The sequence below is a fragment of the Maribacter sp. genome (genome assembly GCF_039974175.1).
GTDB lineage: Bacteria > Bacteroidota > Bacteroidia > Flavobacteriales > Flavobacteriaceae > Maribacter_C.
In genome coordinates, this window is record NZ_JBDWJN010000003.1 from 608,376 (window position 1) to 631,456 (window position 23,081).

Below are 23,081 nucleotides of genomic sequence, written 5' to 3' on the forward strand. Positions count from 1 at the left end.
TAGGCAAATCATCTAGGCAAAAATTAGGTTGCTCTTATGTTTGAGGGTCAACTGGCAAAAAGCTTCGTTATTAAACCTCTTGCAGTTTAGGTAACTTATTTAGAAATCTGCGTCGAAACTGATTTTCTGTGCATCTTCATCTTTCTCTTTATTCAACACCCCTGCTTTTTGGTATTCGGAAACCCTTTTCTCAAAGAAATTTGTTTTGCCCTGCAAGGAAATCATATCCATAAAATCAAATGGATTCGTCGCATTGTACACCTTGTCGCATTCCAATTCAACCAAAAGTCGATCCGTTACAAACTCCAAGTATTGTGTCATTAACTTGGCGTTCATACCAATCAAACTTACTGGAAGTGATTCTGTAATAAACTCGCGTTCGATATCAAGAGCATTTGTCAAAATTTGGGTGATTCGCTCTTTCGGAACCTTATTGATCAAATGCTTATTGTGTAAGTGTACGGCATAATCACAATGCATTCCTTCATCTCTTGAGATCAACTCGTTAGAAAATGTAAGACCCGGCATGAGACCCCTTTTCTTTAGCCAGAAAATAGAACAAAAGGCTCCTGAAAAGAAAATTCCTTCCACAGCTGCAAAGGCTATTAAGCGTTCTGCAAAACTTGGCGACTCAATCCAATTCAAAGCCCAATCTGCCTTTTTCTTAATTGCCGGAAAGTTTTCTAAGGCTTTGAAAAGGACATTTTTTTCCTTTTCATCTTTAACATAGGTGTCAATTAAAAGAGAGTAGGTTTCAGAGTGGATATTCTCCATCATGATTTGAAATCCATAGAAAAATTTTGCCTCTGCATACTGCACTTCACTAACAAAATTTTCAGCAAGATTTTCGTTTACAATTCCATCAGAGGCTGCAAAGAAGGCCAAAATATGTTTGACAAAAAAACGCTCGTCATCGTTCAATTTATTGTTCCAATCGTTAACATCTTCACTTAGGTCAATTTCCTCAGCAGTCCAGAAGCAAGCCTCACATTTTTTGTACCATTCCCATAAATCATGGTGTTTTATCGGAAAAATAACAAATCGGTCTTCGTTTTCTGCCAAGATTGGCTCTATCGCTGTGGACATATTCTTACAAATTTAAAAAGTTAGTGTGCTGAGCTGAAAATTACCCCTGTGCTGGGCTTACAAAGATGGAAAAATAAGAGGGATAAAAAATGCGTGTTTTAAAGATTCAGTCACAAAGTTTTTAACATCGTATGTTGAAATCTAGGTTCGCTACTGATGTACGCTGAGCTTAGCCAAAATTGAAACTTAACACAAAATTTACATAGAAGTTAAACAAAAAAAATAAACCAAAAAGTATGATTTGGAATATACTTTTTGGTTTGAAAAATTAGGAAAGCTAACCGCTACTGTAGTTTGGCTTCTAGTCTTGCAAGACGTAGCTCAAAGCCTGAAATTTGGTTCGATTGTTCTGTAATGATCGCCTGTTGTTCTTGAATCGCCTTAATTAGCACCGGCACCAATTCTGTATAGCTTATACTCAGCGTATGTTCTTCTCCACTACTTGCATGCACTACCTCTTTGATTATGGGCTCCACTTCTTGAGCGATAAGGCCTAATGACCTATTGCCGTTTATTTTGTCTTTTTTCCAATAATAGGCTTTGGGCGATAATTGCATGATTGTTTCGATACCGTAAGGCAAGCTTACAATATCTCTTTTGAGTCGTCGATCTGAACTATGCACTACGCTGCCATCAACAATTATATCGCCATTTGGTGCCACTGTAAGCTTTGGAGTTCCCCCTATGGTGAGATGTACCCTTCCCGTAGGGTTACTTCCCGAAGTACCCAGTTCCATATCTCTAGTACCATTAAACATGCCGGCGTAACCAACACGACCGGTATCATTATTAAAGCGAATCCAACCATTGCCATCTGACCGGGTAGACGCTAACAGTATCGGGCTATCACTACCGCTAACAATCTCTAATGGAGAAGTAGGTGATTGGGTACCTATACCCACGTTGCCATCGGGTACCAAACTAAGTTTGGGAGCTCCCCCTATGGTCAGATGTACCTTTCCGGTAGCATTGTCTCCCGATGTGCCTAACTCCATATCTTTGGTGCCATTGAACATGCCCGTGTAACCAATACGACCCGTTTCATTGTTATATCGTATCCAGCCATTACCATCGCTCCGACTCGAATGAACCAATATGGGACTATCACTACCGCTAACGATCTCTAATGGAGAAGTTGGTGATTGGGTACCTATTCCCACATTGCCATCGGGTACCAAACTAAGTTTGGGAGCCCCTCCTATGGTCAGATGTACCTTTCCGGTAGCATTGTCGCCCGATGTGCCCAGCTCCATATCTTTGGTGCCATTGAACATGCCTGTGTAACCAATACGACCCGTATCGTTGTTATATCGTATCCAGCCATTACCATCGCTCCGACTCGAATGAACCAATATGGGACTATCACTACCGCTAACGATCTCCAATGGAGAATTGGGTAAGCTTGTACCAATACCTACATTGCCCGCATCATAACTAATATTTGCACCATTTGCTGACCACAAAGACCCCCCTCCGCCACTTGTTCCAATGACCAAGTTTCCATCTGCATCAGCCATCACATTACGTTGGCCCGTGCCAGCTAAATCACTAGACCGAATATCACCTTGTACATCAAGACGAGCCCCGGGGGTAATTGTTCCGACACCAACTTGGGCATCAGTTACCGTTAAAACATCATTTGCACCTCCCCCTAACATCATTCGGTTGGTACCACCATCGATTCGAATTCTTGTATCACCTGCCCCTGCACCGCCAAGTGCAACTCCTACTTTTAGCCTGTACGTGCCATTGCCAATTCGCAGGTCGCCTTCAGTTGAGTTTGGATCCCAATTGTTTTTTCCGGCTACATCCAAGGGTGCGCTAGGATCTAAAGTGCCTATTCCGACCTGTTGATCAACTACAGTCAACACATCATCCGTACCCGAACCCAATAGCAGTCTATTACTACCTCCCTGTGCTCTAATTCGCGAATTGCCGGCACCAGCCCCATCTGTTGAAGTACTCATTTTTAAACGATGTGAAGCATCTCCTATTCTAAAATCACCCTCGGTATCGGTAAGATTCCAATTGCTCCCGTCGGTTTCTATTGACAAACTAGTTTGTGGCGTGTTGGTGCCAATACCTACTTTTCCAGAATTATAGTATATATCTCCAGCGTTTTCAGACCAGAATGAACTACCGGAACCCCCAGACGACAGACTGCTCAAATCAACGGTATTGCCATCTTCAATCGCTAAAATTTTGGTTGCAAGATCAAAAGTCAGCTCCTGATTGTCAGTTCCACCAGGGGGCACAATTGGAGCCAGATCAATGGTAGAACCATCTGATATCGTAAGTGCTGTACCTGCCAAAGAAATGTCTTGTAGTTCGTTGGTTGGATCGGCATCGGCATCTGTTCCTCCACTTGGAATAGTCACTGTATTTCCATCTGAAAGACTCAGCTCATTCGTACCTGAGTCAAAACTCAATAGTTGCAATTCGTTCTCAGGGTCGGCATCGGCATCGGTTCCTCCGCTAGGAATTGTGATTTCTCCGCCATCGGTAAGACTTATTTTATTCAAGGCCGCATCAAAACTAAGTGTCTGTAATTCGTTTCTAGGGTCAGGGTCAGCGTCAACACTACCCGCACTGATCAATGCATCAATAGCTTCTTGAGCGGTTGTTGCCGAAAGTCCGGAAACGGAATTATCATAGGCTACCTCAGCAGCTGATTGATCGTCGGCATTACCAGAGCTAATAGCATAGGGTACAGCCATCATTTCGGTCGTACCTACCTCCTTTCCATTCATGGAAACCGTAACGAAGGTCGCAGCGCTTCCCCAGGGTAAATTGTTGTAATTACCCTGTGTAGCGCTCCCGTTACCAATCAACAAACTAAAAACTCCGTTGGCATCGGTAGTAATTGAATGGCCTTCTTCATACACCACGCTACTGTTCGCCGCTCCGAATTTCAGCGCGATACCGATAGTCATGTCTTCCCCTGCCATTATCTCATTACTTGCACTACGTGCTACGCCTTGGTAATTGATAAAATTCTTTTGTGTTTCTTGTGCACTTAGAACTCCAAAAAATAGGACCGCCACAAGTACACTGATTGAAGTGTAATTTTTATTCATGATTTCTAGTTTATTCCCGTCCTAAATCCTTCACTTAGGGAAGGACCATAAGGGATTGTTATTTTTTAATGATTTTAAATAGTTTTTCCTCGGTATCACCCTTTATAAATAGACGCAGTATGTATACTCCTCTTGAGAGATAACTCAAATCGATTTTATGTTCGAGTCGAGTAGGTTCGACCGTTTGCTTTAACACCCCACTACCATCTACTGCAAATAGGGTGATGCCATAAACTTCATTTTTATCTGTAAAAATCGAAAGCTCGTTCACAACTGGATTTGGATATACCACAATACCATCAAGGTCTTTTTGTTCGGTAATATTTTCAACTTGCAATGACCCCGCCCAGAAACCTTGATCGATAGTATTTTCGTTGGTGGTAAAACCAACGATAGATTCACCAATAGTGTACCCGATAGTAAGCTCGGATACTGACATAGTGCTACCAGCACTTGCTACAACAGTTTTATCGATTGATTGCGCGCTCAAGGTGGCGGTGGTTAAAATCAGAACATACGTGCCTATTGATTTCATTATTCCTTTTCTTTTGTTTCCCTTTTATGGAAACGCCTTTGAAAAGGTTAACATCGACACCGAATCTTTTTATGTAATAGAAAGCCTCCAAAAAAATAAAAGCCCGAGAAACATCAAAAATGAGTTTCTCGGGTAGTTAACACTAGCCATACATTACCAGCGGGCTATGGCACCTTAACAGATATGGGAACTTCCTATGCTAGTGCTATGCGTTATGTATATGCAGGTATAAAATCACGTTGTCGGGCATACGGCTAACATGAATTTGGTGATCCTTAAAACCGGCTGCTCTCGCCAGCTGCAGCAATTGTTCTTTTGTACGATGAATGAGGTGCCAGTCGCCTAAAATTTCCATATAGTCTCGGCTGGGATTGTGGGCTTCGTTATAGTTACCTATAACTATTTCTCCTCCCTCTTTTTGCCATTCCCTAAAACGCATCAGCAATTTCACAAAAGCCTTGTCATTCAGGTAATCGAAGAGCCCTGCAGACCATATAAAATCGTACGATTCTTTGGTTTGGTATCTAAAGATATTCGAGTGTATATAGGTAATTTGTTCCAAATTGACCTTGTTTAACTTTTTTGAAAATGAGATAGCCTCCGTATCTATTTCGACACAGGTTGTATGAATATTTTTGGCTTGGCCTGCATCATAGAGCTCTGCTAGTTCTCTTCCAGATCCGCTTATGATGTTGAGAACGTGCATGTTTGGAGTGGAGTTTGCTTTTGTCTTTACCAGATGCTTATAGTATGCTTTGCGATTGCGTACCGCGTTGGGTGCACCGTTTTGCTGCACAAATTCATCCCAAATACCATACCTCGGGTCTTCAGAAACATGTTTCGTGTAAATTTGGTCTAAAAAAAGATAATCTCCTGGGTAGCCATTGGGCTTTAAATAACCTCTACCATGTAGGGTGTTTTGCAAAAACTCACTTCCGAAACCGGCATTGATTTCGGCAATATCCTCCTTCGAAACTCTTCCCTTTCGATACTCATAGGCCGTAATTGCCAACAATTCATCCAATTGAAAAAAGGTATCATGTGATAACTGTTCATTTTGAATAAATTCTTTTAATAGCTTTAATCCGACGCTTTTGTAGGCGCTGTTTCTAAGTGCAATCATAATACTCTTATTTATTTGACTTAACTACAAAGATGTCTAGGTAACCGAAATCTATAGTACAGGCTTTGCTCAGATCTCTCAACCATTCATTGGTGAAATAACCCAAAATTAATAAGGCCTCCACTGCCAAAAGTATGAATGGACTTATACCTTTCACAAAAGTGGATAAGGGTTCTGCAACCAACAAAGTGGTGTTCAATAGAAGTGCTGTTATAATAATCATTGATGTCTTCATGGTTTCTGTTTTACAGTTATATTTATTATTTATTACTACTTCATAACTATGGAGAACAGAAGGTTAACGCGCCAAGAACATTTCTTGTTCGAAATTGCTTCTAACGGGAGAATTTAATAAGGGGAGGGGAGGAAAATTTAGAGAAGTGTTGGCCAATGATTGAAGTAAAGGTAACCAACAGGCTTAGCCAACTATACGAAATTGTAAGGTTGGTTTTGAATCTTGTATATATTGTATTGAATCACACAGCTAACTACCATTTTAACTATTTGAATATTCCAATTTTCAAGAAATTTAGGCGGCAGCAACAATTATCATAATCAATGCAATAACTATCATGGCAGCAAATACCAAATGGGCTCCGTCAATTTTTTTTGTTTCCATTATCTAAGGTCTTAGTGTTCTTGTCGCCTTTAAGAGGACGCATCTTATCTTAAGACAAAAGTAGATAGGCATACCGCGGTAGGATGCCACATATGTAACAAGGCATGTACGATATGTAACAAGATCGCAAAACCATACGCTAAGAAAGATTGGGAAACCCCAGGAACGTATTTTATGCAAGGGGCTGAAGGAAATATGTTGATATGGTATTTTTTGTAATTCAAAAGCCATATTCTATGACAACTACAAGTACACAAAATCAATAGGGGAGTAACAACAAGAAACCCAGAAGTGTATCTTCTGGGTTTTATAAATTTTCTTTTTTAAAATGATACCGCCAAACCGTACGGCCCTTCCAATGTATTTAAATCAATACTTGTTACAATGGCGCTGATTTAGGTAGTTCCCCCGAAACCTATAATCGAGCAAATCACCTTAAGCCAACAAGTTGGTTAGGTGTCCAGTATGCAACAATTCATTAGACGGGTCTGTTACTAGAACAGAGTAATACGCTTTTTCTTAGAACGCATTCCCTAGAACCGTACCTTATGGATTGGCAGTTTCATAAAATTGTCTCGAACTTCTATTTCATATTATTACCTTAAGAAGCTCGCTTAAAACTTAGCAAATAGTTGAAAATTAAATAGTTGGTCAGATAGGGAACGAAAGTAAAAATACGAAATTTCGCGCCAAAACCCTAATAAAACCAAGGTAATTTCACATATCTACATTGAAAATTTCTGATGTTATTCTATAATATAATTCTACCATGCTGACAAATATGCTCTTATTTTGTTGCTACAAAATTTCCGCGTATTTGAACAGAATTTCCAATCGTATTACTCATAGTTACATTAAGCGTTCCTTTAACCGTGGTATTATCTAAATAGTCAATCTGAACTTTGCCACTTTTCGCAAAAAGAGGTAATTCTCCAAGCGCATTGATATTGGCGAAACCAAACACTCCATCGAAGTAATTCAGAAAGCCTTCTTGATTTTCAGCAACTTCATAGGTTCCTGTGGGTAATATTGCAGTTATATTTTCCTTGGAAATCAAAAACTCCATAGAATGGGGTAAAACCTGCTCTTTATTATCTAATTTTAATTTCAAGGTGGAAAACGAAATTCCTTTCGAGGTGGTTTCAATAGCGGTCTCAAAATTAACTTCACCACTAAGTTGATTATTCAGGTTGCCCGTAATCTGCATCGTATAGTCACCGTCGTTCAGCATTGATGACACAGGCTGATTATCTAGTTTCGTACCAGATATAAACAGTGTGGGCACAAGGACCCAAAGACCAATCTTAGCTATTTTCGAGAAGATCTGTGACATGGTGGTATTTGCTTGTTATTTTGGTTATTGGTACGAAATCAATTTTTTAGGCTGTGATCCAATACTATTTCATTTGTCAATTGATTATCTGTTGCAAGTTCACTCTGCACAATTGTATCATTCAGTACTACCTCACGAGAATTGTCGGTCAGAGCCGCCAGTAACAGCATCAAAACAAAAAAAGCGAACATTACAAAACATCTTTTCATTTCCCTTAGATTTATTACTTTATATGCATCTCAACAACTTTCGGAGGAAACCAAATCAAAGTCATAAACTTAGGGTCTAAAGTATAGTAGGTCTGCGAGCACCAAAAGAGGTAATGTATCAATGGTACTATTTTGTGTATAAATTGCAATGTGCTATAATTTGTAGATGCTTAGAAGGAAAAATAACGATAATCTATCGTCAATTTTGTAAGAAAAAAGATTCAAATTCGTAGTAAAAGCGGTTTTTAGGTGTTTTTTTACCAACTATACTCAAATAGCGTCCATTGATACATCTTTTTTGAATTACCAACAGCTTCACTATATTTTTGACTAACTTTCTATACTTAGAATTGAATTGATTATGATTGAAGCGATAATAGTAGATGATGAGATCAAGGCGCTACAGAGTTTATCTTGGGAATTAACAAATTTTAGTGATGAAATTAATGTTTCAGCTTCATTTACAGACCCCTTGGAAGCCTTAGATCACCTTGAAAAAAACACTCCAGATTGTCTTTTTTTAGATATTGAAATGCCCACTATGGATGGTTTTCAATTCATTCAAAAATTGAAAAACAAGGATTTTCCTGTGGTCATTACCACAGCTTACAATCAATACGCCATCAAAGCGTTAAAAAATGAGGCTATCGACTATCTTTTAAAACCTATCGATACCGATGATCTAAAAGATACTATCTCTAAAATAAAGAAATTCAACGCCAAGAATTTTACCGCCGATAGATTAGAAAAAATCCTGTTGAACTTCAATTCAAGTTCCGTTCACAAGAAAATAACATTCAATACAGATGGAAAGCTAGTTTTCTTAGAGAGCGATGAAATTTTATATGCCGAATCTGATGGGAATTACAGTACCATTTACCTCACAGACGGTCAAAAAATTGTACTCACTAAAAAATTAAAGGAAGTAAACGAACTTTTACCAGACGATTCATTCTTTAGAATTCATAATTCCTATATCATCAACCTTACCAAAATAAAGGAATTTCTTAAGACCGACGGGTACGTCATCTTGAAACCCAATCACAAAATACCCGTTTCTAGGCAAAAGAAATCAGATTTTCTAGATATGTTGTAAATTTCTTTATGAATCCCCGAATTGACACTAGTGAATCTGACCTGCGCTTGCCACTTACTTTTTGTATGAAACGTAGTTTAATTATCGCAGTCCTATGCCTCTATTTTCAGGGGTTCTCACAAGATATTCCCGACTCTTTCAAAAAGACCGTGGATAGCTTAGTCAGTGCCGCTCCTGAAGGGCGTGCAAAAATACATTCGGTTTTAGGAAGTAGTCGACGCGATACGGTTTTAATGCGTTATTTTGCCGATGCCTCTACCGAAGGTAATTACGCTGACGGGCAAGCTTATGCCTTGAACGAATTGGGAAGAGACTATAGAAATCATTCCCTGTTTAAAGAAGCCATCAAGCTACATCAAAAAGCATTGGAAATTGCTGAAGCCAATGATAACCTTGAATTTAAGGTTACCAGTCTCAACTATTTGGGCGTGGTCTATCGCAGAACCTCCTCCATTCGTACTGCAATGGATTATAATCAAAAGGCTCTTGAATTGGCAGAATCGGTTGAAAATCCTTCCCGTAGTATAAAAAGAATGATCAACGTATCGGTTAACTGTATTGGTAATCTCTACCAAATGTTAAACCAGTATGACAGAGCCATAGAATATTTTGAAACATCGCTTCGCCTAGAGACAGAATTGGGCAATGAGCTTGGGCAGGCAATAAATCATCAGAATATTGGAGAATGCAAAGAGGAACTAGGAGATTGGACCGGTGCTTTGGAAGATTATCGAACTTCACTTGCCTTCAATGAAAAAATAGATAATGATATGGGGCGGGTTTTGTGCAATAACGCCATTGCTCAAATCTATATCAAAGAAGATAAACCGCTTGAAGCCATAGAACTTCTTGAATATGCATTGCCAAAAGCTCAGAAGCTAGATGATCCATTTCTTATTGCTTCTGTATTCAATAAACTAGGGTGGGCAAAATTTTTGTTAAAACAATATGATGAAGCTGAACAAAACATGCTACAAGGTCTGAAAACGGCCGAGAAAAAAAATTTAAAGTTGGAAGCTTCACAGGCGAATAATTTACTCGCCCAATTAAACACCGAACGCGGTAATTATGAAAAAGCACTTAACTATACGTCAAAGGCAAGAGAACTAGAAGAGCAGATATTGAATGCCAGCACGGTACGTTATGTAAACGATGTCATTTTCCGTTATGATTCTCAAAAAAAGAGCAATGAGATACAGGTTTTAGCCAAGCAAAACGAAATAGTTCGGCTCAACCTTCGCAAGAAAAATACAACCTTGCTTATCAGCGCCATTGTTTTGGCCTTGCTGGCGGGCATTTTTTACATTCTGTATCGCCAATACCAACTCAAAAATGAAAAGAAGGTGCTCACACTTGAACAAAGTATGTTGCGCAGTCAAATGAATCCTCATTTTTTATTCAATTCGCTAAATTCCATCAAACTCTATATCATTAATAATGAGCAAAAAAATGCGGTTCATTATCTCAATAAGTTCTCCAAACTGGTGCGAAAAATATTGGAAGCTTCATCGCTACGAGAAATACCGCTGGCAGAAGAACTAGAGACGGTAGAACTCTATATGAATATTGAAAATATTCGCTTTTCAAATGAAATTGATTTTGAGATAAAAATCAGTGATGATATCGACCCACATACCGTGAAAATACCCTCATTGATTTTACAACCTTTTTTGGAAAACGCACTCTGGCACGGACTCTCTTCTAAAACAGGGGAGAAAAAAATACTTTTGAACGTACGTAGAGCTTCAGATGAAAACTACATACATATTAGTATAACGGACAATGGAATAGGTCGAATCGCATCTGAAGAAATTAAACAAAGTAAGGTACTCAAGCGAAAATCTGTAGGAATAGATATTACCAAAGAACGTCTGACGAATTTCTCTAGAGATTATTTGAATTCCTTTAACCTTCAAATTCTCGACCTATACAAAGACGATGGTACGCCTGAAGGAACCAAAGTACTGTTGCATATTCCTATGGTTTAAGATGATCTGCAGCTGCTTGTTCTAATTCTTCGTACCATGCGTTTCCAAACTTGCGAATTAACGCCTCCTTTACAAATTTATAAATAGGCACTTTCAGTTCGGCACCAAGCGAGCATGCAGGATCACATATTTCCCATTTGTGGTAATTGACTGCAGTAAGTTCGGTATACTCTTTTACTCGAACAGGATACAAATGACAGGAAACAGGTTTCTTCCAAGTCGTTACTCCTTGGTTATACGCTTCTTCCAAACCGCATTTTGCAGTCTGATTTTCTGAAAAAACGACATAGGCACATTCGCTTCCGTTTATGAGCGGAGTCTCCCATTCACCATCTTCTCCCTTTACAAAAACACCCTGTTCTTCAATAGCGGCAATTCCCTCTGCGCGTAAAAAGGGTTTCACATCTGCATAAATATCTACCAAAATTTCGGTTTCCGCATCTTCTAAAGGAGCTCCGGCATCACCATCAATACAACATTGGCCTTTGCAGGCGTTCAGATTGCAAACAAAGTCATGCTCTATAATTTCTTCAGATACTATAGTTTTTCCAAGCTGAAACATAGGTTTACTTTAAGCCTACTAAGATACATCTTAAAGCGATGTCAGCTGCTACAATTTATTTCGTTCATGGCTATTGGAACTATGCTTTAAAACGTAAATTTGCCGCAAATTTGAAAGGAATGTCATTCGACCTAAATTTTGATCTTAGACAAATTGCTACCTCGAGCATGATACTTTTTGCAGTAATCGATATTGTGGGAAGTATTCCCATAATAATAGGGTTACGCAACAAAGTAGGCCATATTCAATCGGAAAAAGCATCGATTGTCGCCGCCATTATGATGGTGGCCTTTCTTTTTGTTGGAGAGGAAATATTGAACCTAATTGGTATTGATGTAAACTCTTTTGCGGTGGCAGGGGCATTTATCATATTCTTTTTGGCCATCGAAATGATCTTAGGGGTACAACTTTATAAAGACGATGCCGCCGAGACCGCTTCGATAGTACCATTGGCATTTCCAATGATTGCAGGGGCAGGTACGATGACTTCATTACTATCACTACGCGCTGAATATGAAGTGGAAAATATTATCGTAGCTATTATTGTGAATATTATCTTTGTATATCTTGTGCTAAAGTCGTCAAGTCGAATTGAAAAAGTGTTAGGCGCCAATGGTATAGGAATCATCAGAAAAGTATTTGGAGTGATTCTATTGGCCATTGCCGTAAAGCTATTCGCCACTAATATCAATCAACTTTTTTAGCATATTAAAACGTCATTCAAATGAACAAAACATTGAGCATAATTCTGATAGTGCTTGCCGTAGCGCTAATTGCCTATAATGTGACTTTGGTAAATTTTGACAATCCGCTTGAGGGTAATAGCATTATAGCACTTATCGGCATCGTAGCTTCTTTATGTGCTGTTGTCTTGTTGTTGATTTTTATGACTTCAAAAAAAATACAAGACAGGGTGAATAAAGATTAGCAATCTAATTTCTAGATTCAATCGCCTCGGCATCTTCTTGTTGTATTAGCGGACTATCGAGTTCCAAAACCTGATGTAACATAGCATCGGCTTGACTTTTGATTTTAGCATGTACGTTTGCTCCGAACAATTGCTCTGCCAAAGCGGCCTTTAAATACAGTTTTATTTCAGCTTCAAAGTCATAATAATTCATTCTCAACTTTCTATTGATCAAAAAATCAAGAAATTGTTCAAAAAGAATATCATCTACTGTAAAATCTGCCATAAACGTAGCCTGATTGTAGTCGTCATAGCGATTTCTATCGTCATCAAGATGCTCAAAAACAAAATAGGAAATCCAGCCGGAACTATCTAGGCTTTCTAGTGCTTCCTCTTCGTTTGTGCCAATAGGTACAAACACATCGGGGATGATTCCACCGCCGCCATAAACCACTTTGCCTTTTGGTGTTTTAAATTTTAGCGAATCAGCGACTTTTATACTATCGACCGAAGTAAGTTCTCCTGTATGAAACCGATCAGTGAACTTTTGGTAGTAGTCTTTGTTACCATTTTTATAGGTACGTTGAATACTACGCCCCGTGGGGGTGTAATATCTTGATACTGTTAGGCGAACGGCCGAACCATCGCCCAATTCCATTTCACGCTGTACAAGTCCCTTACCAAAAGAACGTCGACCTACAATAGTTCCTAAATCATTGTCTTGAAGCGCCCCAGCAATAATCTCACTTGCCGAAGCAGAACGCTCGTTGATCAACACATAAACCTCTTTGTCTTCAAAGCTTCCCTTTTCTGTGGCATACACGTTATTGATTTTGCCTTTTTTGTTTTTGGTGAAAAGAATTAATTTTCCATCCTTTAAAAACTCATCGGCCATTTGTTCTGCAATGCCCAAATACCCGCCAGGATTATCTCTTAAATCAAGCGTTAACTTTCTTGCTCCTTGTGTTTGAAGTTCACTAAGGGCCGTTTTGAACTCTCTAAATGTAGATTCGGCGAAACGATTAACCTTAATGTAGCCCATATCGTCAGTCATCATAAAGTACGACTGTACACTCTTGATGGGTACGATATCACGCTTCACATTTACGGTGAAGGTTCGGTCTTCTTTTTTACGATACACCTTTAGTTTTACCGAGGTACCTTCTTTTCCTTTTAGTTTTTCAACAATTACCTCGTTTGGCAACTTTCTACCGTACAAGGTATCTTTGTCCGCCATTAATATGCGGTCTCCAGGCTCAATTCCCTTCAAAAAACTAGGGCCATCCTTGATGGTACGAATAACGGATATCGTATCTCGGTAGGGGTAAAAATTGATTCCTATTCCCACAAAATCACCCTTCATGCTCTCCGAAACCTGGGTCATCTCTTCCTTGGGAATATATACCGAATGGGGATCGAGTTTGTCGAGGATGTTGTTTACGGTAACATCAACAATACTATCGGTATTGATTTCGTCAACATACTCATAGTCGATATAATCGATAAGCCGATTGAGTTTGTCTTTTTTAGAATTGGTGGTAAAAAGCTTTTCAGGGGTGTCGTTAAAGTTGAATTTACCCCCTACAAAGACACCTAAAGCCAAGGCAGCAGCTAGGATTGTAGGCCATAAGTAATTGTTTTTTTTCTGCATCTTTACCGATATAATTCGTCAAGCACTTTCAATACAGGGCAAATGTTTTAATTCAACACCAGCTTTCCGAAGAAAATCTAACCCTGACTCATCTTTGTACGCTTCTTTATACACAACACGTTTTATGCCAGATTGGTGTATTAATTTACTGCACTCTCTACAAGGCGATAATGTTATATATAAGGTTGAGCCTTGACACGATTGTGTAGAGGAGGCCACCTTCGAAATGGCATTTGCCTCTGCGTGCAAAACGTACCATTTCGTATACCCTTCATCATCTTCACAAAAGTTTTCAAAGCCCGTTGGGGTTCCATTATATCCATCAGAAATGATCATACGGTCCTTTACGATGATTGCACCTACTTGTTTGCGTTCACAATAAGACAATTTGCCCCATTCCTCTGCCATTCTTAGATAGGCCTTATCATACTTCTCTTGCTTGGTTTTCTGCATGTATATAACGGAATAACAGGGGTCTAAGATACCTGCTTTACCAAATTCCTACAACCTTAATAGGTTAAATTTAACATAAGCTTACCATGGGAACGTAGCAATCAACATGGGTATTGTGATGAGCAAGATTAAAATGGAAGCAATTGTTACAAATAATTGCGCTTTGACCTTTAAAATGGAAAGCACTAGATAGGAAAGACCCAATACCCCAAAAACAATCAAGACCTGTGCAATTTCTATTCCGCTTGCGAAACCCAACAAGGCTCCTAGTTTTTCTTCTTCTTCGGCCATAAGCATATTGAAATAGTTGCTAAAACCGAAACCATGAATCAACCCAAAAAAGGTTGTGGCTAGTATATGCAAGCCCAAGCTTCTGTTCTCTACAGCGGATTTTACATAGATGAGATTGAACAATGCCGTACCTAGAATGGTAACAGGAATCAAAAACTCGATCAAGGCAACATCCATTACCAAAATTCCATAGACAGAGAGAAACAACGACAGACAATGAGCAATTGTAAACAGTGTAGCTAATAGCACTACTTTTTTCCAACTTTTAAAAGAAAACGGAAGCGCCAATGCCATCAAAAAGAGAATATGGTCATAGGCGCCAAAATCAAGAACATGGTTGAGACCAAGTTTGATGTAGAAATAAAAATCTTGCATTTATTCGTATGTGTTCAGTTGGTGGTTCATACCCATCGCTTATTCGCATCTGCCGAATACAACAAGGCGCTCATGCGACTGTTTTAGCAGCTATTCTCTTAACCGCTCTCGCTGCAAACGTCTAACAGATCAACGCCTACCGTACACCTGCAACTGCTTATAGCCCTCTTTCTCTCTGAATTGTTTCGTAGGCCTTTTGCACTTCTTTAAATTTTTCCTCAGCACCCTTTTTTATGGCCTCATTTTCTGTATTCACGCGATCAGGGTGATACTTCTTGGCCATGGTACGATACGCTTTTTTTATTTGATCGTTGGTAGCCGTCTTTTCAATTTCCAAAATCTTGTATGCCGTATCTGCGGTTTTTACAAACATCGCTTTGATACTTTCAAAATCGCGAAAAGAAACTCGCAAATACCCGGCTATCTCTTGAATTTTGTTGGTTTCGGAAGTACGCACCGAGCCATCTGCTTGCGCTATTCCAAATAAAAAGTGTAACAACTGCAGCCGGACTTCATATCGCGTTCGTTGATTTAAGAAAGCACAAATGCGTTGTGCTGAAATCTCGTGTTTTTTGTTGACTTCATTGAACGTTCTAAAAATTGCGTTGGCCTTTTCCTTACCATAGGTTTGCACAAAATACTGTCGTACATAGTCCATTTCGGTTTGACTTACCGTACCGTCGGCCTTTATAACTATGGAGCATAATGAGAGTAGATTTAGTTCAAAGTCAGCGGGTGATACTTTTTGACGCGTCATATCACCAAAGACTCGTCTAGCATTTCCGCCGCCAGGTTTTGCAGAACTATCGATAAAACTACCTACCAGAAAGCCTAAAATTGCGCCGGGGTATCTAAACAAATAAAAGCCTATGACCGCGGCCACCCATTTAAACATCTGAAATCTGATTTTTTTCAAAGATATTAAAAGACGGAAGACCGAGGGCAGCAGACCAAAGATTTACCAGAATAGTATCAACATTGGCAAGGCATTGCTTGGCCTTTTTTCTAAAGAGCGATTGCTTAATTACCATGCTAAATGCAACTTGTTTAAGGTGTTGACTCTTCCTAAGATCTAAAACGAAAAGTTAAGGTCAGTCAACAGAATGCGACAAAACACGTATCTTTGAAGTCTGAATTAAAAAAATTAGCATATGTATCCCGCAGAATTAGTAAAACCAATGAGAGATGACTTGGCAAATGCCGGGTTTGAAGAGTTATATACGGCAGAAGCTGTCACCAACGCCATTAATCAAGAAGGTACCACCCTTGTTGTGGTAAATTCAGTTTGTGGCTGTGCCGCGGCCAATGCACGCCCAGCGGCCAAAATGAGTTTGCAAAATGAAAAGAAGCCCGATCAAACGGTAACGGTTTTCGCGGGTGTCGACACTGAAGCCGTCGATGCCGCTCGTAATCTAATGATTCCTTTTCCTCCTTCTTCGCCAAGTATGGCCTTGTTCAAAGATGGGGAGTTGGTTCATATGATCGAACGCCATCACATTGAAGGTCGGCCCGCCGAATTGATTGCAGAAAACTTGACCGAGGCCTACAACGAATTTTGTTAAGCCACGAAGCACCTCTAAAGGAGGTGGAACTATAAAAACAGCTAAACCGCTCTTAAGAGCGGTTTTTTTAGTCTTAGGTTCTATGTCTTTTTTCTTCGAAGTCTTATTTTTACATCATGCAGAAATTGTTGGCCTATCCATTGTCTGTTTTGTATCTGATTTTTTTCGGGTTGACCTTGCTGGTTTTTCATCCCATTCAATGGGTTTGCCTAAATGTCTTCGGATACAATGCGCATCGTGCAAGCGTGGCCCTATTGAATCTCTGTTTGATGCGATGCACCCATTTTCTAGGCACTACGTATACCTTCAACAACCCACATGATATCCCTACGGATAGACCAACGATACTTGTTCCCAATCATCAGAGTATGCATGATATACCGCCAATAATCTGGTATATGCGCAAGCAGGAGCCAAAATTTGTAAGCAAGAAAGAATTGGGTAAGGGTATTCCTAGTGTATCTTATAATTTGAGACATGGCGGTTCTGTTCTTATTGACCGAAAAGATAGCAAACAGGCTCTTGTTGAAATTTCTAAACTGGGCAAGTATATTGAAAAGCATCAACGCGGGGCTGTTATTTTTCCTGAAGGTACCCGAAGCAGAACCGGTCATCCCAAACCGTTTAAACCAACAGGACTTAAACTTCTAATGAAGCATTCGCCATCGGCCCTAATCATTCCAATTAGCATCAACAATTCTTGGAAAATGCTGAAATACGGGAAATTTCCTAACGGTATTGGCAACCATATCACTTTTGAAGTTCATAAACCCTTTCCTGTAGAAGGAAATCTCGATGATCTTATCGCAAAAACTGAAGCCGCCGTAACATCTGGTGTAACCGTATTCAAATGAGCAACCAAGAAATCATAGCAGCAACCGTAACCTTTGTAAAAAAAACTTTGGAAGGTGCCGAAGGGGGGCATGATTGGTTCCACATACAACGGGTGTTCAACAATACTTTATCGATTGCAAAAGACGAAGAAGTAGATGACCTAGTGGTCAGCTTGGGTGCTTTATTACATGATATTGCCGACGCCAAATTTTACGATGGAGACGAAACTGTAGGTCCTCGAATGGCAGCTGATTTTATGACTTCGGTTGCCATAGAACAACATGTAATTGACCATGTGGTCCAAATTATCGAGAATATTTCATTCAAATCTAGTTTAGAAAAAAAAGGACAAGCCTTTAATTCTCGAGAACTTCAAGTAGTTCAAGATGCTGATCGACTTGATGCTATTGGTGCTATCGGAATTGCACGCGCTTTTAATTATGGGGGATTTAAAAATCGGGAGCTTCACAACCCTGACATACCTCCAAAATTGAATATGACCAAAGCCGAGTATAAAAAATCAACCGCTCCCACCATTAATCATTTTTATGAGAAACTACTGCTCCTTAAAGAGCGGATGAATACAGAAACAGGTAAAAAATTGGCGGAAAATAGACATCGCTATATGTTGGACTATTTGGCTCAATTTGACCGTGAATGGAAGGGACTTTCGTAGCTAGATTTACGAAAACGTTGTAGTGAATCATCCTTAATAGTCGGCCTATTTTTTCCGTTTTTTCCGTATCTTCCTAGCTGCTAATTTCAATCCTTATACAACATGCAAAGAAGAAAATTTATCAAAAAGTCAGCAGCCGCATCGGCTGCCTTTTCTATTGTTCCAAGTTTTGTAATGGGCAAAGACCATATAGCGCCAAGTGATACCCTCTATGTAGGTGCTTTTGGAGTTGGAGGACGTGGCGGCGGAGTTATGCGTGGAATGGATGCTACCAAAAAAGTCAAATATGTCACCCTATGTGATGTCGATGACCGAAGGGCCGAGGGTGCCTATAAAAAATATCCCAAAGCCAAGAGATATAAAGATTTTAGAAAGGTGTATGACAATCACTTAAAGGAGATTGATGCCATAATGGTTGCAACACCAGACCATATGCACGCCCCCATTGCATTACCTTTTATGCGTGCAAAAAAGCATGCCTATGTTGAAAAGCCGTTGACCCATAATATTAATGAAGCCCGTTTAATGACCCAGGTTGCCAAAGAAAATGGTATCGTAACCCAAATGGGAAATCAAGGGGCGTCAAGTGATGGAAGTCGCGAAGCGAAAGAATGGATACAATCTGGAGTTATCGGAAAGGTATATAAAGTAGATTGTTGGACAAATAGACCTGTTTGGCCACAGGGAGTTCCGTTGCCAACAGAAAAGCAGCCTGTACCCAAAGGATTGGATTGGGATTTATGGCTTGGTAAAGCCGAAATGCGAGATTATAATGCCGCCTATTTGCCTTTTAAATGGAGAGGTTTCTGGGATTTCGGAACAGGGGCTCTTGGTGACATGGGATGCCACATTATGGAAACCCCTTTTGGTGTTTTAGACCTTGGTTATCCTACTGAGGCAGAAGCTAGCTGCACCACGAATTGGGTGGGTGATTTTGTGGAAGCCGACTATAGCGCTTCTTGCCCGTCATCTTCCATAGTACGACTTAAATTCAATACAAAGGAACACGGTGATATTGCCTTAAACTGGTACGATGGGGGTATCATGCCCGATTTACCAGACGAACTTAAAGATGGCGAGACCATTGGCGCCGGTGGCGGTGGTTCAGTTTTCTATGGTACAAGAGGAATTTTGGTGTGTGATGTCTATTCTAGAAATGCACGTTTACTACCTTCTGAAACCATGAAATTGTTAAACCCTCCTAAACCCTATTTAAAAAGAATCGAAGGAGATACTGACGGCCACCAAAACAACTTTGTTGAAGGTTGTTTGAATGGTACGGAGACCTCTTCTGACTTCAAACGTTCTGGTCCATTAACGGAAGCTGTACTGATGGGTAATTTGGCCATCAAGGCCTTCCAATACAAGAAATTCAAAGCTGGCAAAAAAGCGGGAGACTGGGATCCTTTTGAATACCCAGGTAGACGTAAAATTTTATGGGACGGTGCCAACATGAAGGTTACCAATTGGGATTTGGCCAATGAGTGGGTAAAAGGTGCTTATCGCAAAGGCTGGGAGTTGGGGTAAACAACTAATTGCTCCCAGGTTTTATTGCGCATGAAGCGCTTCAAGTTTTTTATAAAAATGCTTGCGTTCCAATGCATTTTGGGTAAGTTCAATAGCTTTTTTTAGTGCTTTTTTTGAACCGCTAAAATTCTTCATTTCAAGCATAAGTTGTGCTTTGATGGCATTGAATAAAGCATTGTCGATGAAATAAGCACTTTTCTCAAAGTGCTGAAGTTCTATCATTGCCTTTTCTGCGCCATGAACCTTATGAAATGGAACTAGTCTATTTAATTGAATAATCGGCGAATATTGTCGGGCTAATTGCAAATCGTACAGTTGCAGAATACTCTCCCAGTCTGTCTCTTCAAAACGTTTTGCACTACAATGGAAAAATGATATGGCCGCCTGCAGATGATAGTGAGAAGGATTCATTTTTACCCTTGAAAGTTCCAAGTGCTGAATACCGCTTTTGATCATTTCACTATCGTATAAGGTTCTATTCTGATTTTCGAGATCCACAATCTCACCATTTTCATCAATTCGCGCATCAAAACGTGAAGCGTGAAAGTTCATCAAAGCAATAAGCGCATGTACTTCGGGTTGATTGCAATATTTGTTATTGGTCAACAGTGTAGCCAAACGAATGGCTTCAATACAAATATCCTTTTTTATCAAAACCTCCCCAGAACTAGACGCATATCCTTCTGAAAAAAGCAAATAGATAACTTTAAGAACAATGTTCAACCTTGATTTCAAACCTAACTCTACCGGAATATTTAGTGTTTTTACATTGGATTTAAAGCGTTGCTTGGCCCTGGTAAAGGACTTGGCTACGGTTTCATTCTTTTTAAGAAGAGCCTTGGCAATTTCCTTGTTTCCAAAACCAGCTATCAATTTAAGACTTAGTATAATCTGATATTCTTGAGATAAGGACGGATGGCAACATGCAAAAATCATTTTTAACTGGCTATCACTAATACTAGTGTTCAATCGTACCTCTTCTTGAACCGAACTAGAGAGAGCATGGTCTGAAACTGATGCATCATCAACCATCTTTTTCTGCTTTCTCAAGGAATCAATAACCTTGTTTTTTGCAACGCGTAACAACCAGGCTGTTGGGTTTGTTGGCGGTTCGTTAAAACCCCATATTTGCATTGCTTTAATAAGCGCTTCTTGAACAGCATCTTCTATGGTTTCAAGATGCGATGGGCCGAATTTATAGGTCAAAAAAGCAATTATTTTACCATATTCATGCCTGAATATGTGCTCTACCAAATGCTCTCTTCCCATTGTCTCCATAGTATAAATATAAAGAAGTCCGATACTTTCATCGGACTTCTAAACCATTTCCAATTCTTAATTACATGTCCATTGACATTATTTCACGCACCTCAACATTACCCCCATGCTCAAAAATAGGACACCCCTTAGCTATCTCAACGGCTCCGTTTTGATCATCTGCGGAAACAATTAGATATCCTCCAACGACCTCAGCACCTTCTGCGAATGGGCCATCTGTAATCACATCACCGGCTTGCTCAACCACCTTTCCTTCTTTGGCCAATGGTAAACCATCTACCAATTGTCCTTTTTCCTTTAATCCACCCATCCATGCACCCCACTTTTGCATATGGGCTTGCATCTCCTCAGGTGATTGCTCTAGTCGCCTAGCGTCTCCTCCTCTAAATAGAAATAAAAAATTACTCATGATATTTTGTTTTAAATGTTCATACAAGCTAAAGACGCACAACCAAAAGCAAAATGGACACTACCTGATAATTATTTCAAAACAATCGCCATTGCCCTGTTTTGTACTGATCATGCATCGCTACATTCAATTTAGGAAAAACCTTGTCTTTAAAATACATATGCCGAGCCAAACGCGCCAAATCGTGTATTTGCTTAGCTATTTTACCCTCACCCCTTCCGCGTATTCCAAAACGACTATCGTTTAGGTTGCCTCCATGGCATGCCTCAATTTGATGCAATACCTTTTCCGCCCGGTCGGGTAGCGTTTTGTGAATCCAATCGGTAAAGATTTGCCCAATAGCACCATTCAATCTGACAACCGTAAAAGCAAAAGACAAGGCTCCGTTATCGGAAACCGCTTTGGCCATGTTCATGATTTCATGACTATTGATGCCAGGAATTATAGGTGCTAACATCGCATTTACGGGAATGCTATTTTCAGATAATACCCGTATGGTTTCCAAGCGTTTTTTTATCGTGGCCGTTCGTGGTTCCAAAATTCTGCGGGTTTTTTCCGAAAGTGAAGTAACCGAAACATTGACCCCCACCAATTGATGTTCTGCCAATTCTTTTAGAATGTCCAAATCTCTTAAAATCAAGGCATTTTTAGTAATGACTCCTACGGGATGTCTATATTTTAAGAACACCTCCAAACAGGCACGGGTAATCTTGAACTTTTTTTCTGCAGGTTGATAACAGTCTGTATTTCCTGATAAAACAATAGTACAGGCCTGCCATTTTTTACTTTTTAATTTAGCCTCAAGTAGTTTTGGGGCGTCTTTCTTGATCAATATTTTACGTTCAAAATCAAGCCCCGCACTATAGCCCCAAAACTCATGTGTATTTCGGGCATAACAATAAATACAACCGTGTTCACAGCCTTGGTAGGGGTTCATAGAATATTGCATCCCCAAATCAGGACTCGTTACTTTGTTGACAATCGTCTTTGGAAAAATAGGGAGGTATTGCGTCTTGTTATTGTCTGCTTCCTCTCCTTCAATACGACAGAATTCTAGGAAATCATCTCGGGTTTCGTAGCTGTACTTAAAGAATTTGTTGGCTGTATTTTGCTGGGCTCCTCTCCCCTTGATATAGTCTTTGTGTTTCAATTAGTGGATTTATTCCAAATTTATGGAATATTTCCTATTTATAATTGCACTTAGATGTTAATTATCTTAGATTGTTCAAATAAGAACAATAGCGTTCCAACGTAATTTCGGATTATGATTCGCAGCTCAACTAAAGGTATAAAATGAACTTTCTTTTACGTCATATTTCTTCAGATATCACTAGCAGAAGCATTCCTATCTAAAAAACCTTACTTTTAGTTTAAATGAAAATTCCATAAAGTAGAAAGTACGTAAAATGGGCAAATGACAGTAACATGACACCCAAATGTCGCTACAAAGAATGGCATTATGCGATAGCTTTGTACCAACCAAAATAAAA

At 39.6% G+C, this 23,081-nt stretch carries 23 protein-coding genes; 8 read left to right on the forward strand and 15 right to left on the reverse strand.

Features of this window, described 5'->3' with window-relative positions; all coding sequences use genetic code 11:
* Positions 1 to 99: 99 nt before the first annotated feature.
* From ABJN95_RS03735 to ABJN95_RS03765, 7 genes are all read right to left on the reverse strand, one after another.
* Positions 100 to 1,086 (reverse strand): ribonucleotide-diphosphate reductase subunit beta, encoded by a 987-nt coding sequence (locus ABJN95_RS03735; RefSeq protein WP_348368657.1) that lies wholly within the window; start codon positions 1,084 to 1,086, stop codon positions 100 to 102.
* 284 nt (positions 1,087 to 1,370) lie between these two features.
* A complete protein-coding gene (locus tag ABJN95_RS03740; protein WP_348368658.1) occupies positions 1,371 to 4,163 on the reverse strand; it encodes a tail fiber domain-containing protein in 2,793 nt (930 codons plus the stop codon).
* A 58-nt stretch (positions 4,164 to 4,221) separates the two neighbouring features.
* The gene (locus tag ABJN95_RS03745; protein ID WP_348368659.1) at positions 4,222 to 4,698 is read right to left on the reverse strand and encodes a T9SS type A sorting domain-containing protein; all 477 of its coding nucleotides are present in this window, start codon (positions 4,696 to 4,698) and stop codon (positions 4,222 to 4,224) included.
* Between the two features lie 205 nt (positions 4,699 to 4,903).
* A complete protein-coding gene (locus tag ABJN95_RS03750; RefSeq protein WP_348368660.1) occupies positions 4,904 to 5,821 on the reverse strand; it encodes a class I SAM-dependent methyltransferase in 918 nt (305 codons plus the stop codon).
* Positions 5,822 to 5,828: 7 nt separating this feature from the next.
* On the reverse strand, positions 5,829 to 6,056 hold the full coding sequence (locus ABJN95_RS03755; protein ID WP_348368661.1) for a hypothetical protein: 228 nt from the start codon (positions 6,054 to 6,056) through the stop codon (positions 5,829 to 5,831).
* 1,171 nt (positions 6,057 to 7,227) lie between these two features.
* The gene (locus tag ABJN95_RS03760; protein ID WP_348368662.1) at positions 7,228 to 7,773 is read right to left on the reverse strand and encodes a hypothetical protein; all 546 of its coding nucleotides are present in this window, start codon (positions 7,771 to 7,773) and stop codon (positions 7,228 to 7,230) included.
* Positions 7,774 to 7,811: 38 nt separating this feature from the next.
* Positions 7,812 to 7,982: a hypothetical protein gene (locus ABJN95_RS03765; protein ID WP_348368663.1), complete on the reverse strand. Its 171-nt coding sequence runs from the start codon at positions 7,980 to 7,982 to the stop codon at positions 7,812 to 7,814.
* A 361-nt stretch (positions 7,983 to 8,343) separates the two neighbouring features.
* Between ABJN95_RS03765 and ABJN95_RS03770 the strand changes: the two genes are divergently transcribed.
* The gene (locus ABJN95_RS03770) at positions 8,344 to 9,078 is read left to right on the forward strand and encodes a LytTR family DNA-binding domain-containing protein (protein ID WP_348368664.1); all 735 of its coding nucleotides are present in this window, start codon (positions 8,344 to 8,346) and stop codon (positions 9,076 to 9,078) included.
* A gap of 65 nt (positions 9,079 to 9,143) precedes the next feature.
* Positions 9,144 to 11,066, forward strand: coding sequence for a tetratricopeptide repeat protein (locus tag ABJN95_RS03775; protein ID WP_348368665.1), 1,923 nt, complete (start codon positions 9,144 to 9,146; stop codon positions 11,064 to 11,066).
* Here the strand turns inward: ABJN95_RS03775 and ABJN95_RS03780 are convergent.
* Positions 11,056 to 11,628 (reverse strand): DUF3109 family protein, encoded by a 573-nt coding sequence (locus ABJN95_RS03780; RefSeq protein ID WP_348368666.1) that lies wholly within the window; start codon positions 11,626 to 11,628, stop codon positions 11,056 to 11,058. The two genes, ABJN95_RS03775 and ABJN95_RS03780, sit on opposite strands and share 11 nt — an antisense overlap.
* 119 nt (positions 11,629 to 11,747) lie before the next feature.
* On the opposite strand from ABJN95_RS03780, the gene ABJN95_RS03785 reads away from it, so the two are divergent.
* Both ABJN95_RS03785 and ABJN95_RS03790 read left to right on the forward strand, forming a co-directional pair.
* Positions 11,748 to 12,332 carry a MarC family protein gene (locus ABJN95_RS03785; RefSeq protein WP_348368888.1) on the forward strand — a complete coding sequence of 195 codons (585 nt, stop codon included), beginning with the start codon at positions 11,748 to 11,750 and terminating at the stop codon, positions 12,330 to 12,332.
* A gap of 20 nt (positions 12,333 to 12,352) precedes the next feature.
* A complete protein-coding gene (locus ABJN95_RS03790) occupies positions 12,353 to 12,556 on the forward strand; it encodes a hypothetical protein (protein ID WP_348368667.1) in 204 nt (67 codons plus the stop codon).
* A gap of 4 nt (positions 12,557 to 12,560) precedes the next feature.
* Here ABJN95_RS03790 and ABJN95_RS03795 read toward each other — a convergent pair whose 3' ends face one another.
* The 4 genes from ABJN95_RS03795 to ABJN95_RS03810 form a co-directional block, all read right to left on the reverse strand.
* Positions 12,561 to 14,186 carry a S41 family peptidase gene (locus tag ABJN95_RS03795; protein WP_348368668.1) on the reverse strand — a complete coding sequence of 542 codons (1,626 nt, stop codon included), beginning with the start codon at positions 14,184 to 14,186 and terminating at the stop codon, positions 12,561 to 12,563.
* Positions 14,187 to 14,204: 18 nt separating this feature from the next.
* Positions 14,205 to 14,639, reverse strand: a complete 435-nt coding sequence (locus ABJN95_RS03800) for a dCMP deaminase family protein (protein WP_348368669.1) — start codon at positions 14,637 to 14,639, stop codon at positions 14,205 to 14,207.
* Between the two features lie 81 nt (positions 14,640 to 14,720).
* Positions 14,721 to 15,305 (reverse strand): HupE/UreJ family protein, encoded by a 585-nt coding sequence (locus ABJN95_RS03805; RefSeq protein ID WP_348368670.1) that lies wholly within the window; start codon positions 15,303 to 15,305, stop codon positions 14,721 to 14,723.
* 157 nt (positions 15,306 to 15,462) lie between these two features.
* On the reverse strand, positions 15,463 to 16,200 hold the full coding sequence (locus ABJN95_RS03810) for a TerB family tellurite resistance protein (RefSeq protein ID WP_348368671.1): 738 nt from the start codon (positions 16,198 to 16,200) through the stop codon (positions 15,463 to 15,465).
* Positions 16,201 to 16,456: 256 nt separating this feature from the next.
* Between ABJN95_RS03810 and ABJN95_RS03815 the strand changes: the two genes are divergently transcribed.
* The 4 genes from ABJN95_RS03815 to ABJN95_RS03830 all read left to right on the forward strand — a co-directional run bounded on the left by ABJN95_RS03815 (position 16,457) and on the right by ABJN95_RS03830 (position 19,904).
* Positions 16,457 to 16,867 carry a BrxA/BrxB family bacilliredoxin gene (locus ABJN95_RS03815; RefSeq protein WP_348368672.1) on the forward strand — a complete coding sequence of 137 codons (411 nt, stop codon included), beginning with the start codon at positions 16,457 to 16,459 and terminating at the stop codon, positions 16,865 to 16,867.
* A gap of 116 nt (positions 16,868 to 16,983) precedes the next feature.
* Positions 16,984 to 17,721 carry a lysophospholipid acyltransferase family protein gene (locus ABJN95_RS03820; RefSeq protein WP_348368673.1) on the forward strand — a complete coding sequence of 246 codons (738 nt, stop codon included), beginning with the start codon at positions 16,984 to 16,986 and terminating at the stop codon, positions 17,719 to 17,721.
* Positions 17,718 to 18,377 carry an HD domain-containing protein gene (locus ABJN95_RS03825; RefSeq protein ID WP_348368674.1) on the forward strand — a complete coding sequence of 220 codons (660 nt, stop codon included), beginning with the start codon at positions 17,718 to 17,720 and terminating at the stop codon, positions 18,375 to 18,377. Before ABJN95_RS03820 ends, ABJN95_RS03825 begins: the two co-directional genes overlap by 4 nt.
* 102 nt (positions 18,378 to 18,479) lie before the next feature.
* A complete protein-coding gene (locus tag ABJN95_RS03830) occupies positions 18,480 to 19,904 on the forward strand; it encodes a Gfo/Idh/MocA family oxidoreductase (protein WP_348368675.1) in 1,425 nt (474 codons plus the stop codon).
* 21 nt (positions 19,905 to 19,925) lie between these two features.
* On the opposite strand, the gene ABJN95_RS03835 is transcribed toward ABJN95_RS03830, so the two are convergent.
* From ABJN95_RS03835 to ABJN95_RS03845, 3 genes are all read right to left on the reverse strand, one after another.
* Complete coding sequence (locus tag ABJN95_RS03835) at positions 19,926 to 21,182, reverse strand: sigma-70 family RNA polymerase sigma factor (RefSeq protein ID WP_348368676.1); 1,257 nt, start codon at positions 21,180 to 21,182, stop codon at positions 19,926 to 19,928.
* A gap of 61 nt (positions 21,183 to 21,243) precedes the next feature.
* Entirely contained in the window at positions 21,244 to 21,591 is a 348-nt protein-coding gene (locus ABJN95_RS03840; protein WP_348368677.1) for a YciI family protein, read from the reverse strand.
* Positions 21,592 to 21,667: 76 nt separating this feature from the next.
* Entirely contained in the window at positions 21,668 to 22,741 is a 1,074-nt protein-coding gene (locus ABJN95_RS03845; protein ID WP_348368678.1) for a PA0069 family radical SAM protein, read from the reverse strand.
* Between the last annotated feature and the right edge of the window lie 340 nt (positions 22,742 to 23,081).